This is a genomic window from Microvirga sp. 2YAF29 (genome assembly GCF_052114605.1).
Lineage (GTDB): Bacteria > Pseudomonadota > Alphaproteobacteria > Rhizobiales > Beijerinckiaceae > Microvirga.
Map to the genome: position 1 here is coordinate 1 of NZ_JBFRFB010000009.1, position 16,163 is coordinate 16,163.

Annotated in this window: 16 protein-coding genes; 8 read left to right on the forward strand and 8 right to left on the reverse strand. The window is 62.2% G+C overall.

Annotation, left to right across the window (positions count from 1 at the left end; translation table 11 throughout):
• A partial coding sequence (locus AB4Y85_RS13095) for a porin (protein ID WP_441985347.1) occupies nucleotides 1-1,065 on the forward strand: 1,065 nt, incomplete at its 5' end.
• Nucleotides 1,066-1,231: 166 nt separating this feature from the next.
• Here the strand turns inward: AB4Y85_RS13095 and AB4Y85_RS13100 are convergent.
• Nucleotides 1,232-2,125 carry an alpha/beta fold hydrolase gene (locus tag AB4Y85_RS13100; protein ID WP_441985348.1) on the reverse strand — a complete coding sequence of 298 codons (894 nt, stop codon included), beginning with the start codon at nucleotides 2,123-2,125 and terminating at the stop codon, nucleotides 1,232-1,234.
• A 45-nt stretch (nucleotides 2,126-2,170) separates the two neighbouring features.
• Nucleotides 2,171-4,216 (reverse strand): lytic transglycosylase domain-containing protein, encoded by a 2,046-nt coding sequence (locus AB4Y85_RS13105; protein ID WP_441985349.1) that lies wholly within the window; start codon nucleotides 4,214-4,216, stop codon nucleotides 2,171-2,173.
• Between the two features lie 188 nt (nucleotides 4,217-4,404).
• On the opposite strand from AB4Y85_RS13105, the gene dapA reads away from it, so the two are divergent.
• Genes dapA through AB4Y85_RS13120 form a run of 3 tightly spaced genes read left to right on the forward strand, consistent with a single transcriptional unit; the run spans nucleotide 4,405 to nucleotide 6,350 of the window.
• Nucleotides 4,405-5,289 (forward strand): 4-hydroxy-tetrahydrodipicolinate synthase, encoded by an 885-nt coding sequence (gene dapA, locus AB4Y85_RS13110; protein ID WP_441985350.1) that lies wholly within the window; start codon nucleotides 4,405-4,407, stop codon nucleotides 5,287-5,289.
• Nucleotides 5,290-5,297: 8 nt separating this feature from the next.
• Nucleotides 5,298-5,771: an SsrA-binding protein SmpB gene (smpB, locus tag AB4Y85_RS13115; protein WP_441985351.1), complete on the forward strand. Its 474-nt coding sequence runs from the start codon at nucleotides 5,298-5,300 to the stop codon at nucleotides 5,769-5,771.
• Between the two features lie 48 nt (nucleotides 5,772-5,819).
• On the forward strand, nucleotides 5,820-6,350 hold the full coding sequence (locus tag AB4Y85_RS13120; RefSeq protein ID WP_441985352.1) for a glycine cleavage system protein R: 531 nt from the start codon (nucleotides 5,820-5,822) through the stop codon (nucleotides 6,348-6,350).
• A gap of 131 nt (nucleotides 6,351-6,481) precedes the next feature.
• On the opposite strand, the gene AB4Y85_RS13125 is transcribed toward AB4Y85_RS13120, so the two are convergent.
• The 6 genes from AB4Y85_RS13125 to rpoZ all read right to left on the reverse strand — a co-directional run bounded on the left by AB4Y85_RS13125 (nucleotide 6,482) and on the right by rpoZ (nucleotide 12,132).
• Nucleotides 6,482-6,928, reverse strand: coding sequence for a hypothetical protein (locus AB4Y85_RS13125; protein ID WP_441985353.1), 447 nt, complete (start codon nucleotides 6,926-6,928; stop codon nucleotides 6,482-6,484).
• A 77-nt stretch (nucleotides 6,929-7,005) separates the two neighbouring features.
• Nucleotides 7,006-7,671: a LabA-like NYN domain-containing protein gene (locus tag AB4Y85_RS13130; RefSeq protein WP_441985354.1), complete on the reverse strand. Its 666-nt coding sequence runs from the start codon at nucleotides 7,669-7,671 to the stop codon at nucleotides 7,006-7,008.
• 228 nt (nucleotides 7,672-7,899) lie between these two features.
• Nucleotides 7,900-8,496 carry an orotate phosphoribosyltransferase gene (gene pyrE / locus AB4Y85_RS13135; protein WP_441985355.1) on the reverse strand — a complete coding sequence of 199 codons (597 nt, stop codon included), beginning with the start codon at nucleotides 8,494-8,496 and terminating at the stop codon, nucleotides 7,900-7,902.
• A gap of 65 nt (nucleotides 8,497-8,561) precedes the next feature.
• On the reverse strand, nucleotides 8,562-9,263 hold the full coding sequence (locus AB4Y85_RS13140; RefSeq protein WP_441985356.1) for a gamma-glutamyl-gamma-aminobutyrate hydrolase family protein: 702 nt from the start codon (nucleotides 9,261-9,263) through the stop codon (nucleotides 8,562-8,564).
• Between the two features lie 6 nt (nucleotides 9,264-9,269).
• Nucleotides 9,270-11,423, reverse strand: a complete 2,154-nt coding sequence (locus tag AB4Y85_RS13145) for a RelA/SpoT family protein (RefSeq protein ID WP_441985357.1) — start codon at nucleotides 11,421-11,423, stop codon at nucleotides 9,270-9,272.
• A gap of 301 nt (nucleotides 11,424-11,724) precedes the next feature.
• Nucleotides 11,725-12,132, reverse strand: coding sequence for a DNA-directed RNA polymerase subunit omega (rpoZ, locus tag AB4Y85_RS13150; RefSeq protein WP_441985358.1), 408 nt, complete (start codon nucleotides 12,130-12,132; stop codon nucleotides 11,725-11,727).
• A gap of 442 nt (nucleotides 12,133-12,574) precedes the next feature.
• On the opposite strand from rpoZ, the gene fabD reads away from it, so the two are divergent.
• The 4 genes from fabD to fabF all read left to right on the forward strand — a co-directional run bounded on the left by fabD (nucleotide 12,575) and on the right by fabF (nucleotide 16,074).
• Complete coding sequence (fabD, locus tag AB4Y85_RS13155; protein ID WP_441985359.1) at nucleotides 12,575-13,522, forward strand: ACP S-malonyltransferase; 948 nt, start codon at nucleotides 12,575-12,577, stop codon at nucleotides 13,520-13,522.
• 13 nt (nucleotides 13,523-13,535) lie between these two features.
• The gene (gene fabG / locus AB4Y85_RS13160) at nucleotides 13,536-14,273 is read left to right on the forward strand and encodes a 3-oxoacyl-[acyl-carrier-protein] reductase (protein WP_441985360.1); all 738 of its coding nucleotides are present in this window, start codon (nucleotides 13,536-13,538) and stop codon (nucleotides 14,271-14,273) included.
• 234 nt (nucleotides 14,274-14,507) lie between these two features.
• Entirely contained in the window at nucleotides 14,508-14,744 is a 237-nt protein-coding gene (locus AB4Y85_RS13165; protein WP_239353853.1) for an acyl carrier protein, read from the forward strand.
• A gap of 67 nt (nucleotides 14,745-14,811) precedes the next feature.
• Nucleotides 14,812-16,074 carry a beta-ketoacyl-ACP synthase II gene (gene fabF / locus AB4Y85_RS13170; protein ID WP_441985361.1) on the forward strand — a complete coding sequence of 421 codons (1,263 nt, stop codon included), beginning with the start codon at nucleotides 14,812-14,814 and terminating at the stop codon, nucleotides 16,072-16,074.
• The last annotated feature ends 89 nt before the right edge of the window (nucleotides 16,075-16,163 follow it).

Below are 16,163 nucleotides of genomic sequence, written 5' to 3' on the forward strand. Positions count from 1 at the left end.
ACGGAAACCTGCCTCCGCGTCGGCGGCCGCGTCCGCGCCGAGATGCTGTATCTCGAGCCGCAGTCGCGTCTCGACGACTCGATTGGCTTCCGCGCTCGTGGCCGCATCCAGCTCGACGCTCGTACCGCCACGGCTTACGGCCTGCTGCGTACGTTCGTCCGCTTCGAGATGACCCGCCAGACCGGTTCGTATGGCTTCTCGTCCACGACCGCCAACGTCGATCAGGCCTTCGTGCAGTTCGGTGGTCTGACCGCCGGTCGCTCGATCTCGGTCTTCGATAACGGCGACCTCCCCACCGGTCACATGGGCACGCTCCGCTTCTCGGACGCCCCGAACGTGAACCAGTTCGCTTACACCTTCTCGTTCGGCAATGGCTTCTCGGCCACGGTCTCGGTCGAAGAAGGCCGCTATGCTGGTAATGAGTTCGGCGACTTCGTTGCCTTCACGGAAGCCGGTCAGCGCATGCCCGACGTGGTTGCCAACGTGAAGTACGCTGGCACCTGGGGTACGGCTCAGCTCTCCGGTGCTGCGCACCAGCTGCGTAGCGCTGTCATCCCCGGCGTCTCGGCCGTTGGCGTGATCCCGGATACCGATTACGGCTTCGCCGTGTCGGCTCAGGGCAGCGTCAACCTGCCGATGCTCGCTCCGGGCGATGCTCTCTGGATCGCCGCGACCTACGCTGACGGCGCCCTGGGCTACCTCGGCTTCGGCGGCAGCAACACCGTTGGCCGTACGACGACCGACATCGTCGACGCCTATATCGGCTCCGACGGCGACATCAAGACCGGCCGCGGCTGGTCGGTTGCCGGTGGTCTGCGTCACTACTGGACCCCTGAAGTTCGTCAGAACGTCTTCGGTTCGTATGCTCGCGTCGATTACGGTGCAGACGTTCCGGTCGACTTCGACTTCAACGAGTGGCGCGTCGGCACGAACGTGTTCTGGCAGCCGGTGTCCGGCCTCGACCTCGGCGTCGAAGTCCTGTACGCCAGCCAGGATCCGCGCGGCCTCGGTGTCCGCTCGGGCGATTCGTGGGAAGGCCGCGTCCGCGTTCAGCGCGACTTCTAATCGGACCTATCCGATCTGAAAGGGAAACCCCGGTGGCAACACCGGGGTTTCTTTTTGCGTCTCAGTATCGTGCGGACAATGGCTTCCGACTCAATGCCGGAAGTGAGAGCCGCGCAGGACGCGCGGCTGCCGGCCTTCGCAGTGGCTGATTGGCGGGCGTGAGATTTTATGGAGAGGCGTCAGCGCCTGTTTCAGCTTCCGCGATGAGATTGCGGATCGCCGCGACGGCATCTCCCGTCAATGACGGTGCATGGCCTTGGCCTGGCACTGTGAGTGCCTTGAGCCGCGGATGCCGCTCCTGCATCTGCGCAACGGTTTCCACTGTCAGCAGGTCTGAATGCTCACCCCGGATGACAAGCAACGGAAATGGTTTCAATCCCTCAAAGAGAGGCCAGAGGTCGGGCATGGGCTTGTCGAGATCGAGCGCTTCGAGCGGCTTCATAAGGTTTGGATCATAGCTGAGGGCAAGCCGGCCATCCTGTTCATGCCAAGTTCCCTTCGCCATGTCCTCCCATTGCTCCTGGGTATAGCCAGGAAACTGGTCGCCCGACTGGCGCCTCAAAATCTCGCCACCTTCCCGGATCGTCGTGGGCAGGGGGAGCTTGCCGACATAGCCGCGAATCCGCATGAGCGCCTTCACCTCGATCACCGGCCCTACATCGTTGAGCACCACACCGGCGAGCAGTTCCGGACGTGATGCGCCAAGCGCCATGGTGATCAGCCCGCCCCTTGAAGTGCCGACGAAAACGGCTTTCTCGATTCCTGCCGCCGCCAGCACTTGCAATGTGTCGCCGACTTCGATGCCGATATCGTACTTGCGCCAATCGCTGTCCCACTCCGAGCGCCCGCGCCCCCGGTAATCGAGGCTGATAACCCGGCGGGGGTGGAATGCATCCATACTCAGAGCTTCTGCGAGCGCATGGAAATCCTGCGAGTTCCGGGCAAGGCCGGGCAGGCAAACGACGGGAAGGGCCGTGCCGCCGCTTAGGCCGTAATCGCGCGCATAAAGGCGCAGGCCGTCAGAGGCCGAAGCGAAAAGATCCCGGTACGTGCTGCTCATTTCAAACTCAGATACGCATTGGCTTCAAAGGAGCAGCATCCTGCCTCAATACGCGGACTTTGTCGCATCCGCCGTCGCGGCCTCGGGCGTCACCGGAGCCTTCTTTTCTTTCAGGCGCTGCCGGTAGACGTGCAGGTTTTCCATCACACGCTGCACGTAGTTGCGGGTCTCGTAGAAGGGGATGCGCTCGACCCAGTCGATCATGTCCACATCGGCCTTGCGTGGGTCGCCATAGGCTTTGACCCATTTATTCACGTTGCCGCCGCCCGCATTGTAGGAGGCGAAAGCGAGAATGTAGGAGCCCTTCCAATCTTCCATCAGCTCACCCAGATGGGCGGAGCCGATTTTCGCATTGTAGGAGGGGTCCTCCACGAGCCTGTTCAGGTCGAAATCGACCTTGAAGCGCTGGGCCGTCCGCTTGGCGGTGGCGGGCATGAGCTGCATGAGGCCGCGGGCGCCCGCGCTCGAGACCGCCTTGGGATTGAAAGCGCTTTCCTGCCGGGCGATGGCATAGACCATGGCGGGCTCCACCTCGTCGCCGACCGGATTGAAATCCGGGATCGCGGCTAGCGGATAGGCATGCTGGTCGAGAGGAAAGCCGCGCTGCAGGGCGATCTTGCCGATGGACAGCACGGCACGCGGGTTCTGCTGGCCGGTCGCCAGGGCGGCGAGCGCATCGAGCTGGCCCGGGTCATTGAGCGTCTGCGCGAGGTCCGAATAAAGGGCAAGCGCCAGCTCGCTCTCGCCGACCCGCTGGAGAAGGCTTGCAGCCTGAACCGGAACGAGCGTCTCGAATGCCTTGCGCTCCTCATCCTTCAGCGGCTCGACCGAGCGCAATTCCACCGCCTCGCCGAGTTTTTCACGGGCGAGCTGCCCGTAATAGGTGGTCGGGTGCGCGGCCGCCTTACCGTAGAAAATCCTGGAATCGGCAGCCAATCCGCCGGCTTCCGCCGCGCGGGCCTGCCAATAGGCGACGCGCGACAAGGAGATCGGGGTCGAGGCGATCTGCGCGACGGTCGCGAAATGCGTTGCCGCCTTCGCAGAATCGTTCAGGAAGCGCAGGGCGATCCAGCCGGAATGGAACTCCGCCTCGATCTGTTGGGCCGGGGATTCGGCGGCATGGTGGCTCGCGACGTTGTAGGCGTTCTGGAAGTCGCCCATGTCGAGCAGTTCACGGGTCACCAGGCGCTGCTCGGCCCACCATTCATCGCCGTCGACGCGCAGTTCATGGTCGCGGGGCGCTTTTGCGATGATGGTGGCGGCCTCGACGTATTTCTTGGCCCGGCGCAGGTAGAGTGCCCGTGAGAACATATAGGATGGATCATCCCTTAGGGACGCGGGCACGGCACCGAAGGCCTGCTCGGCCTTCTTCTTGCCCTGGTAGATGCCCATGCGCGCCTTCACCAACGTGGCGTAATCCTTACCGGCGAAACCGGCCGCGCGCTGGGCGCCACCCCAGGATTCCTTCAGGAGCAGCCTCTCCATGCGGTAGCGATGATCGGCCTGGCTGAGCACGCCCGGGAAACGGTCGAGGATGCGGCTTTCCGTCTCTGCGCCAAAATTGTCCTCGCGCCAGATCTGGCGGGTTAAGGCGGCGGCTTCGTCATCCTTCCCGTCGCTTTTCAGCGCCAGGGCCAACGCGATCCGCCCGGACGCGGTGACGGGAGGCTGCTTTTCGAAATAGGTGCGGATCTGGGATGGCGAGCGGCGCTCGGCGAGGAGCGTTTCCTCCAGCCGCCGCCGGATCTGGTTCGTGACGGGCCAATCCGGGTAGTCCTGCCGGAAGGTCATGATCCGCTCGAAACCGACCGGGATGCCGCTGCGGATGGCGAACCACTCCGCCGCTGCCAGGGCTGCCGGATCGGAAAGCTTGGACTTGAGGACCGTGGCCTCGGTGGTGTCGCCCTCGCGGTAGGCCTTGAAGATCAGGGGCAACTGTTCCAGGTCTTCCATGGCCTTCACCGGAGGCGTGAAGGTCTCCAGGGTCGAAGGCTGGGACGACGGCGCGGAAGAAGGCTGACTGGCCTGGACGGCAAGGGTGGAGAGCTGAACGAAGGCGACGCTCGCCAGCAAACGGATCGAAGGACGCATTGTGAGGCTCACCCGCTACCCCCTCGTTGGACGCCGCCTCTGGTTTTATGGCGACGTTACTCTTGAGAAAACACCAAGTGCCGCGCTAGGACAACTCCTCAAAGGTTTGTTTGCGCCCATGCGCCGCACCTCTTATGTGTTATGCCCCTGACCTTTCTAGCATTGTCCGCAGTTTTTCGAGGAACATCATGTCCCGCTTCCAAGGCTCCATCACCGCCCTCGTGACTCCCTTCAAGGACGGAGCCGTGGACGAGAAAAGCTTCCGCTCCTTCATCAACTGGCAGATCGAGCAGGGTACCCGTGGCGTCGTGCCGGTGGGCACCACCGGAGAGAGCCCGACGCTCAGCCATAAGGAGCACGACCGGGTCATCGAGATCTGCGTGGACGAGGTAAAGGGCAGGGTGCCGGTGATCGCGGGCGCGGGTTCCAACAGCACGGCGGAGGCCGTGGCCTTCTCCCAGCACGCTGAGAAGGTGGGGGCCGACGCGGTGCTCATCGTCACGCCCTATTACAACAAGCCGACCCAGGAAGGCCTTTATCAGCACTTCAAGGCGATCAACGACGCCGTCGGCATTCCGATCTTCATCTACAACATCCCCGGCCGCTCGGTGATCGACATGTCGGTGGAGACGATGGCGCGGCTCTATGAGCTGAAGAACATCGCCGGCGTGAAGGACGCCACCGCCAATCTCGCCCGCACCAGCCTGCAGCGCCAGTTCATGGGGCCGGACTTCATCCAGCTATCCGGCGAGGACGCGACGGCTCTGGGCTTCATGGCCCATGGCGGCCACGGCTGCATTTCTGTCACCTCCAACGTCGCGCCGCGCCTCTGCGCCGAAATGCAGGAGGCCTGCCTGAAGGGTGACTACGCCAGCGCCCTGAAGGTGCAGGACCGCCTGATGCCGCTGCACACCAACCTGTTCATCGAGACCAACCCGTCGCCCGTGAAATACGCCGCCTCCGTGCTCGGCCTCATGGAAGACACGGTCCGCTTGCCCATGATCCCGGTTTCCGAGAGCACCAAGAAAGCGGTGCGCTCTGCCATGGTTCATGCAGGCCTGATCAACGCATAAAGAGACACATGGCCAAAGACCCGAAGAGCGTGAACCGCGTCGTCGCCGATAACAGGAAGGCGCGGTTCAATTACGAAATCGTCGATACCTACGAAGCCGGCATCGCGCTCACCGGCACGGAGGTCAAATCCTTGCGCACCGGCAAGGCCACCATCGCGGAATCCTATGCGGGCCCGTCGGGAGAGGAGTTCTTCCTCTTCAACGCCTATATTCCGGAATACCTCCAGGCCAACCGCTTCAACCACGAGACGAAGCGTCCGCGCCGCCTGCTGCTGCACAGAAACCAGATCAACAAGCTTCTCGGCGCCACCCAGCGCGAAGGCTTCACGGTGATCCCGCTCAAGATCTTTTTCAACGAGCGCGGAATGGCGAAGGTGGAACTCGGGCTGGGCCGCGGCAAGAAGCTCCACGATAAGCGTGAGACGGAGAAGGAGCGCTCCTGGAACCGCGAAAAGGCCCGCCTCATGCGCGACAAGGGCTGACGAAACGCCTTTGTGCGCTAACTGCCTCCTGACATCTGGAGAAGCAGCATGGCATCCGTCGCATTGGTTTCCGTTCTTGGCCCCGACCGTGTCGGACTTGTCGCCGCGATTGCGGAGCATCTGTTCGATGTCGGGGTGAATCTGCGGGACACGACGTTCGCGGCCCTGGGCTCCGGCGCGGAGTTCGTGGCGATCTGCGAGTTGCCGGCTGGGCTCGAAGCGCGGGAGATCGAGGCGGGCCTCAAACAGCTGTCAGAACTTGAAGGCGCGGAGGTGAGGGCGGTGCCTTACGCCTTCGATCCGAGCCCTGGCCCTGCGGGCAGCATCACGCACCGCATCACCATCAGCGGCGGCGATCAGCTCGGGCTCGTGGCGCGTCTGGCGGAAGTGTTCAAGCAATACGGCGCCAATATCGTGCGTCTGGAAGCGCGCAAGCTCTCGGAGGCGGAGGGCGGGCTGTATGTGACGCGCTTTGCCGTCTTCATTCCGGAAGAGCAGGTGAGCCTGTGCCTCGCCACCGTGAGCAACACGGCAGGCTCTCTCGCATTGGACTGCGAAGTCGAGGCAAGTCGGCTCTGAAAAGAAAATAGCCGGGCGGACCCGGCTATCGCTGCATTCTCTTGCGAAGGTTTACAGGTCGAACTCGTCGTCCTGGCCCCTAGTCTCTAGATTGGCTCATGGGTAAGGGACAATCAATTTGGAGGACCCAATTAGCTTGGTGTTCCCCTCAGAATTGCCTCAGTACCGGCGTCGAGCATCGAGGCGAGAGCGATACGAAACTGATCCAGGGCAGCGTACTCGGTGATGAAGCAAAGAACCGCGCTTTGTTGAGGCTCACTTCGGTGCGTCGCCTTAAGAGGGTCGGTCGCCAACTCCATACGTACCAACAATGTACCCGTGATGTCGGCGGGGGCAATGGTGATGCCGATCTGTATATGCCCAGGACGGTCGGCCGCAATGGCACCTACGCCACCGAATATCGCTACGGGAGCATGCGCTGGGAGAGGGTATTGGCCGAGAGCGCGGCTGAAGCCGATGAGTGACTCACGACTGAACCATGCTGAGCCCGACCCTATAAAATCCGAGGCATGTGCAATTGCGTGCAATTCCCCATGCCACTCATCATCGGGCTCATAGGTCAAGCGCAGCATGTTCATCTAAACGATCCAGGCCGAGTCCACCGATGAGGCAGCAAATGCCACCTCGAATAGAAGCGATGGACGAGCAGCTAACCTTACAGTTCGAACTCGTCGTCCTGGCCCTGGCGGATGCCGTAGCGGCTCTCGAGGGCGCCGTTCTTCGGCTGGCCCGGCTGCGGGCGCGGAGGACGATCCGGGCGGTCGTTACCCTCTCCGGGTACGCGCTGCGGACGATCCGAGGGATCGCGGCCGATGCGTGAGGAGAGTTGCGACAGATCCAGGAATTCGTCCGCCTGGCGGCGCAGCTCGTCGGCCACCATGGGCGGCTGCGTGGTGATGGTGGAGACCACGGAGACGCGAACGCCCCGACGCTGCAATGCCTCGACCAGGGAACGGAAATCGCCGTCACCAGAGAACAAAACCATGTGATCGATATAAGGGGCGAGCTCGAGCGCATCGATGGCGAGCTCGATATCCATATTGCCCTTAACCTTGCGGCGGCCGGCGGAGTCGACGAATTCCTTCGTCGGCTTCGTGACCACCCGGTAGCCGTTGTAGTCGAGCCAGTCGATCAGGGGGCGGATGGAAGAATATTCCTGGTCTTCTACGAGCGCGGTATAATAAAACGCGCGAACCAGAGTGCCTCGGCCCTGAAATTCCTTCAGCAGGCGCTTGTAGTCGATATCGAAACCAAGCGTCTTTGTCGTAGCGTAAAGGTTGGCTCCGTCAATGAAGAGCGCTATCCGCTGCTGGGTGGACATAAGTATTCTCTGTTTGCGTCTGCCTGGGTGGCATAACAACCTTCTTTGTCAAAGCGACATCCAATATTTACGCTAACAATTCACTTGCGCGGTAAAACATGACGTGCCCAAAATCAGGCTGCTATTACCCTTCAGACGAGATAAAGCGACAACTTCAAATACTTAATGGCGTGTGCGCGCCAAGAGTCAAGTTGGCGGAATAGGGGCAGTCAACCCATTCGTTCGAAATTAAACAGATTTTTGTGATTTCAGGCTGCGGCTGCCTGGTTTGATGGCCGGAAGGGCTGCCAGTTCGGGCGGCAACTGGTCTGCCGGATAGGCCGGAATGTCGAGCTGGACCAGGGAAACGAACGGCACGCCGAGATCCGCCTTGCCGCCGGAGCGGTCGATCAGACAGGCAGCGCCCAGAATCGTTCCCGGATGTTCCTTAAGGGAAGCAAGGCATTCGCGAGAAGACAGGCCCGTGGTGACGATGTCCTCCACCATGACCACCCGCGCGCCTTCCGGAATCGTGAAGCCGCGCCGCAGCACGAACTCGCCATTCTCACGCTCGACGAAGATCGCCTTGGCGCCGAGATGCCGTGCCGTCTCATAACCCGGCACGATGCCGCCGACCGCCGGCGAGACCACGTAGTCCACCTTCCCGAAAGCCTGCTCGATCTTCTCGGCCAGCGCCTTGCAGACGCGCTCCGTCCGCGCCGGGTCCTGGAACACGAACATCTTCTGCAGGAAGACCGGGCTGTGCAGACCCGACGAGAGAATGAAGTGCCCCTCCAGCAACGCTCCGGCGGAGCGGAATTCATCGAGGACGTCGTTCTGGGTCATGGCTGTCTCTCCTGCATAAGCGCTCTTTGGCAGCCTGTCCCTGAACAGGCAAGTGGAAAGGGCTGCTAGCGGGACATTCCTGCCGCCTGCACGAAAGCGTCGAAGAGCTTGTTGCCAGGATGATCATTGCCCGTGAAAAGCTCCTGGTGCCACTGTACGCCGATGGCGAATGGCTGCGATGGTAGCTCGATAGCTTCGATGATGCCATCCGGCGCTGTAGCGCCCACAACGACACGATCTGATGGCTCGACCACGCCCTCGCGGTGGAATGTGTTCACGGTGATTTCATGCACACCGAGGATGCACGCCAGTGCCGTGTTCGGTTTCACCGACACGGGATGCATGTGTCCGCGCTTGTCGTGTTCCATCACATGAGAGCCGAGCGCGCGGATGTTCGGCGACAATCGGCAGCCGTTGATGCCTGCGAGAATCTGCATGCCATTGCAGATGCCAAGTATCGGCTTTCCGCGTTCCAGAAAGCCGCGCATGATCGCGATTTCCACATCGAGCCGCTCGGATTCAGGCGCGTGTGATGTCTGCCCTGCAATGAACCATTCATCCGGAAAGGCGAAACGTCCACCGGTGCTCAGGAAACCGTCGAACTCGCTCACGACGGATTCGACCATGTCCATGAAATAGGGAATGCCGAAGGGCAGGCCGCCCGCTTTGTGAATGGCGGCGAAGTAATGCTTCGTCATGTCATAGCGCGTGCCGTCGACGCTGGTATTCTCGTCCATGATGACGGCGATGCGCGGTCTCATTGGCATGGCTGCTTATCCGGTGACGCGGTCCACGCGGCTTACCACGCGCTTTGCGCGCAGTTCCGCGATGATGGCGTTGAGGTGTTTCAGGTCCCATACGGTGAGGTCGATGGTGACATCCGTGAAGTCTTGCGTCCGGCGGCGCATGTTCACGTTGTCGATGTTGCCGTCGTGATCGGCGATCACCTGGGCAATCTGCGCAAGCGAGCCCGGCTCATTGATCGATTGCAGCTTGATGCGCGCGGGGAAACGCTGCGATGAGCCGGATTCCATATCCCAGCGCACGTCGATCCAGCGGTCCGGCTCGTTGTCGAAATCCGCAAGCGCCGATGACTGGATCGGATAGATCGTCACGCCTTCGCCCGGCGTCAGGATGCCGACGATGCGGTCGCCCGGCACCGCGCCGCCCTCCGGCGCGAAGCGGATCGGCATGTCCTTGTTGAGGCCGCGAATGGGGATGCCGTCCGCCTGGTCGTCGGCGGTCTTCGAGGTATCGCCGTCGGGCTTGCCGGCACTACGCCGCTCATCCTTGTAGTCGGGATACACGGCCCGCACCACATCGCCGGAAAACATCTCGCCGCGGCCCACGGCCGCCAGCACGTCCTCGATGGAGATGCGCGCGAGGCGGGGCAAAGCGCCTTTCAGCTTCTCGTCCGAGAAGGCGCGGCCCGCGCGCTCAAAAGCACGCTCCAGGATCTGATGGCCGAGACCGGTATATTGACGGCGCACGGCGGCGCGGGTGGCGCGGCGGATCGAGGCGCGCGCCTTGCCGGTGACCACGAGGGATTCCCACGCGGCCGGTGGCGTTTGGCCCTCGGAGCGCACGATCTCCACCTCGTCGCCGTTCTGCAATTCGGTGAGCAGGGGCGACATGCGTCCGTTGATCTTGCAGCCGACAGCCGTGTTGCCGACATCGGTGTGCACCGCATAGGCGAAATCGATGGGCGTCGCGCCGCGGGGCAGGGCGATGAGGCGGCCCTTGGGAGTGAAGCAGAAGACCTGATCGTGGAAGAGTTCGAGCTTCGTATGCTCCAGAAACTCTTCCGGATTGTCGCCTTCCGCCAGCAGGTCGATGGTGCGGCGCAGCCACTGATAGGCGCGGCTCTCGGTGGCGAGGCGCGAATTGTCGTGGACGCGCTCCTTGTAGAGCGCGTGCGCGGCGATGCCGTATTCCGCCACCTTGTCCATGTCCGCCGTGCGGATCTGCAGTTCTACACGCTGGCTGCCGGGTCCGATCACGGTCGTGTGGATCGAGCGGTAATCGTTCTGCTTCGGTGTCGAGATGTAATCCTTGTAGCGCCCCGGCACCATCGGCCAGCTGGTATGCACGGTGCCGAGCGCCCGATAGCATTCGTCGAGGGTGCCGACGATGATGCGGAAGGCGAAGATGTCGGACAATTGCTCGAAGGAAACGGATTTGCGCTCCATCTTCTGCCAGATCGAGTAAGGCCGCTTCTGGCGCCCCTTCACCTCCGCATGGATGCCCTGCGCCTCCAGCTTGGTGGTCAGCGTCCGCTCGATCTCCTCGACGAGCTTTTCGTTCTTCGTGGACAGTTCGTGCAGGTGGCGCTTGATGGCCTCATAGGCTTCCGGGTCGAGGTTCTGGAAGGATAATTCCTCCAACTCCTCGCGCATTTCCTGGATGCCCATGCGGCCAGCAAGCGGCGCGTAGATCTCAAGCGTCTCCTGCGCGATGCGCTGGCGCTTTTCCGGCGGCATGAAGCCGAGTGTGCGCATGTTGTGCAGGCGGTCGGCAAGCTTGACCAGCAGCACCCGCACATCGTCGGCAATGGCGAGCAGGAGCTTGCGGAAGTTCTCGCCCTGGGCCGCGCGCTTGGATACAAGGTCGAGCCGCTTGATCTTGGTGAGGCCGTCCACCAGCGCGCCGATCTGAGGGCCGAAGGTCTTGTTGATCTCCTCGAGCGTCGCCTCGGTATCCTCGACAGTGTCGTGAAGCACGGCGGCGGCGATGGTCGCCTCGTCGAGCTTCATGTCGGTGAGAATGGCCGCGACTTCGAGGGGGTGGCCGAAGAACAGATCGCCGGAAGCGCGCTTCTGGTTGCCATGAGCCATCATGGCATAGACATAGGCCTGATTGAGAAGCGCCTCGTTGGCCGACGGGTTGTAGCGCTTGACCCGTTCGACAAGTTCGTACTGGCGCATCATACGGCCGCCATCTCCTTCACACCCGGTCTATCTGGCTGAAATCAGAAGAGTTTAGGATATTGTACAACATCTTCTGACCGCAAGCTGAATACCAGCGCATCGTGCGAAAAAGTGGATCCGGTTTTTCGCTAAGACGATGCGCTAACTAAAGAAAGAGAGCATTGGGTCTGATCCCAAAAGTGGGGTCCACTTTTGGGTCCAATGCTCTTGCCGCAGGCGGCATAACCCGCCCTTGGTTAAAGCAATAACGAAAAAGCCCGGCACTTGGCCGGGCTTTTCCAAAAAACTTTATGTCGCGGGATTATTCGCGGTCGTCGTCGTCCGCGCTGCTGCTCGGGGGGACCAGGCCCTCCAGGCCGCGCAGGAGGTCGTCCTCGCTCATGCGGTCGAACTGGACTTCCGCGTCGTTGTCGCTGCTGGTGGAAGTGGCGGCTGCGGTGTTGGAGAGCATCGGAACGGCCTCGGCCTCCGGCTCGTCCACCTCGACATATTTCTGCATGGAGTGGATGAGCTGCTCCTTCAGGTCGTCGGGAGCAATCGTCTCGTCCGCGATCTCGCGCAGCGCCACGACCGGGTTTTTATCGCGGTCACGGTCGATGGTGAGCGGCGAGCCCGAGGAAATCAGGCGGGCGCGGTGGCTGGCCAGCAGCACGAGCTCAAACCGGTTGTCGACCTTGTCGATGCAGTCTTCGACGGTCACGCGAGCCATGCGGGCGCTCCTTCTTCAGGTTCGTGAAATAGCGGAAGAGCGATCGGATACACCGGATGCGAGCGGAAAACAAGAGGAAGCGTTCCCACACAGGGGCTTAAGAGGCCCGTGGCACCGAATGACACCCAGGTCTCGGGTAATGACACCAAGGTGCGCCGCCGCACGCCGATGGGGAGGCGGCGTAGATACGCTGTATCGGTCATCGCACTGGGGACAATATGGGAAACGTCATGGCTTGCCTGACCAGCTTCGCACAGAAACCAGGCCGCGTGCTGGCCAGATGGCTTTCCCGGCCCCGGCCATTCGACCGGAGCCTGCTGAGGGGCTGGAGGCAGCTGATTTGAAGGCTGGATAAGCCTTTAGGGGACACGCATTGCCTTGACTCCGGGCCTCACGGGTGCGACTTCCGCCCGGATTCGATGCAATAAAGGTTCCGCTCCCGATGATGCGCGCATTCATATTCCCGGGCCAGGGAAGCCAGGCCGTGGGCATGGGCAAGGCCCTCGCCGAGAACTTCCCTCAGGCCAAGGCCGTGTTCGACGAGGTGGACGAGGCCCTTTCCCAGAAACTGTCCGCGATCATGCGGGAAGGTCCTGCCGAGGACCTGACTATGACCGCCAACACCCAGCCGGCGCTGATGGCCGTGAGCCTTGCCGCGATCCGGGTGTTGGAGGCCGAGGCCGGTCTCGACCTGAAGAAGCATGCGGCCTTCGTCGCCGGCCATTCGCTCGGCGAGTATTCCGCGCTCGCAGCCGCCGGCAGCTTTTCCATCGCCGATACGGCACGCCTCCTGCGCATCCGCGGCAACGCCATGCAGAGCGCGGTTCCCGTGGGGCAGGGCGCCATGGCGGCGCTTTTGGGTCTTGAATTCGACGCGGCTCTCGAAGTGGCTCGCGCCGCTGCTCAAGGCGAAGTCTGCGACGCGGCCAATGACAATGGCGGCGCGCAGGTCGTGGTCTCCGGCCACAAGGCCGCCGTCGAGCGCGCCGTCACGATTGCCCAGGAGAAGGGCGCCAAGCGCGCCGTAATGCTGGCCGTGTCCGCCCCCTTCCATTGCGCGCTCATGCAGCCCGCCGCCGACGCCATGCGCGAGGCGCTGGCAGGCGTGACCGTGAATGCCCCGGTGGTTCCGGTGGTCGCCAATGTGGAAGCGGCTGCGATCATGGACCCGAACGCGATCCGCGACGCGCTGGTCCGTCAGGTCACCGGCACCGTCCGCTGGCGCGAATGCGTGGCTTATATGGCAGCGGGGGGCGTTGAATCATTTTATGAGGTTGGCTCGGGTAAGGTCTTGACCGGACTCGTGAAACGCATCGCTTCCGGAACCACGTCCACCGCCATCGGTACGCCTGAAGACGTCGCCGCCTTCAAAGCTTCCTTCCAAGGATAAAAGGAGAGCCTGCATGTTCGATCTGACCGGCCGCAAGGCTCTCGTCACCGGCGCCACCGGTGGTATCGGTGGTTCCATCGCCCGCGCGCTGCATGCCCGTGGGGCAACCGTCACCCTGTCCGGCACCCGCCGCGCCGCCCTCGACGAGCTCGCCTCTTCCCTCGGCGAGCGCGTTCATGTGGTCGAGGCGAATCTCTCCGACAAGGATTCGGTCGAAGCGCTCGTTCCCGCTGCGGAAGCTGCCATGGACGGCCTAGACATCCTCGTGAACAACGCGGGCGTGACCAAGGACAACCTGTTCATGCGCATGAAGGACGAGGAATGGGACACGGTGATCGCCGTCAATCTCACCGCTTCCTTTCGTCTCTGCCGCGCCGCCGTGAAGGGCATGATGCGTCGCCGCTATGGCCGCATCGTCAATATCGGCTCCATCGTGGGCTCCACGGGCAACCCGGGGCAGGGCAACTATGCCGCTTCTAAGGCTGGCCTCATCGGCATGACCAAGGCGCTCGCAGCCGAGGTCGCCAGCCGCAACATCACGGTGAATCTGGTTGCTCCGGGCTTCATCGAATCCCCGATGACGGATGTTCTCAACGACAAGCAGCGTGAGGGAATCTTGGGCACGATTCCTATGGGAAGGCTTGGCCAGGGCGATGAAATTGCTTCGTCCGTTGTGTATCTCGCATCCAACGAAGCCGGCTACGTGACGGGGCACACCCTGCACGTAAACGGCGGAATGGCCATGTTCTAGAAAGACTTAGTGGCGGTTGCAGAATATGTGAGCAGCCGCCGCTGGCCTCTCGCCAGAGAGGATAAGCCTGTGTTAATCATGAGCCCGATCAAGCCAAAGGGGTTGACCGGCGCTTAAAAATGCGGCTTTGCACGGCGCAAGGTAGCCGCTTCAGCGTTGTCAGCTGAGCAGCTGATCTACTTTTATTTCTAAATCCGCCCGATACCCGAGGCGGCAGCCACTGAGGAAAAAACGATGAGTGACGTCGCTGATCGCGTGAAGAAGATTGTTGTCGAGCATCTCGGCGTCGAAGCCGACAAGGTCGTCGACAATGCCAACTTCATCGACGACCTGGGCGCGGACAGCCTCGACACCGTCGAGCTGGTGATGGCCTTCGAAGAAGAGTTCAACGTCGAGATTCCGGACGATGCCGCCGAGACCATCGTCACGGTTGGCGACGCCGTTCGCTTCCTTGAGAAGAACGCAGCCTAAAGAGCTAGCCGGGCGTCGGGTGAGTCACCTGACGCCCGATTTTTATTCAACGATAGGGTAGAACGTTATGCGCCGGGTTGTTGTTACGGGTCTTGGCATGGTCACGCCGTTAGGCAACGGGGTCGATGCCACGTGGTCGCGCCTCATCGAAGGCCAGAGCGGCGCGGGGAAGATCTCCAGCTTCCAGGTTGACGATCTTGCCTGCCAGATCGCGTGCCAGATCCCCCTCGGTGACGGCTCCAACGGGACATTCAACGCCGACGATTGGATGGAGCCCAAGGAGCAGCGCAAGGTCGATCCCTTCATCGTTTACGCCATGGCGGCTTCAACCCAGGCCCTGCGCGATGCAGGCTGGGCTCCCAAGACATACGAAGAGCAATGCGCCACGGGCGTGCTCATCGGTTCCGGCATCGGCGGCATCGGCGGCATCTACGAGGCTTCCGCTACCCTCATCGAGCGCGGCCCGCGCCGCATCTCGCCCTTCTTCATTCCCGGCCGTCTCATCAATCTCGCAGGCGGCTACGTCTCCATCGAGCACGGCCTCAAGGGCCCGAACCACGCGGTGGTCACCGCCTGCTCCACCGGCTCGCACGCCATCGGCGACGCAGCCCGTCTCATTGCGCTCGGCGATGCGGATGTGATGGTGGCCGGCGGTACGGAATCCCCGGTCAATCGCCTCTCCATCGCGGGCTTCGCCGCCTGCCGTGCGCTTTCCACAGGCTACAACGACACCCCCGAGAAGGCCTCGCGCCCCTACGATAAGGACCGTGACGGCTTCGTCATGGGCGAGGGCGCCGGCGTCGTGGTGCTGGAAGAGTACGAGCACGCCAAGGCGCGCGGCGCCAAGATCTACGGCGAGGTCATCGGCTATGGCCTCTCGGGCGATGCCTATCACATCACCTCACCGTCCGAGGATGGCGATGGCGCCTATCGCTGCATGGCTGCCGCCCTCAAGCGCGCCGCGATCCCGGTCTCCGAGATCGACTACGTCAATGCCCACGGGACCTCGACCCCGCTCGGCGACGAGCTGGAGCTGAAGGCCGTCGAGCGCATCGTCGGCAATGCGGCGGGCAAGCTCTCCATGTCGTCCACCAAGTCGGCCATCGGCCACCTGCTGGGCGCGGCAGGCGCGGTCGAGGCAATCTTCTCGCTCCTCGCCATGCGCGACGGCATCATCCCGCCCACCATCAACCTGGACAATCCGTCGGTCGAAACCGCGATCGATCTGGTTCCCAAAGTGGCCAAGCGTAAGGAAGTCAACGTGGTCCTGTCGAACTCCTTCGGGTTCGGCGGCACCAACGCCTCGCTGGTCTTCCGTCGCGTATCCTGAGGATAGACCGCGCGACGTTACGGCTTTTCGCCATAATCCCCATTAGGGTGTCGGACGAGCCGGTTTGAATCGGCCGGCACCAGAAAAGC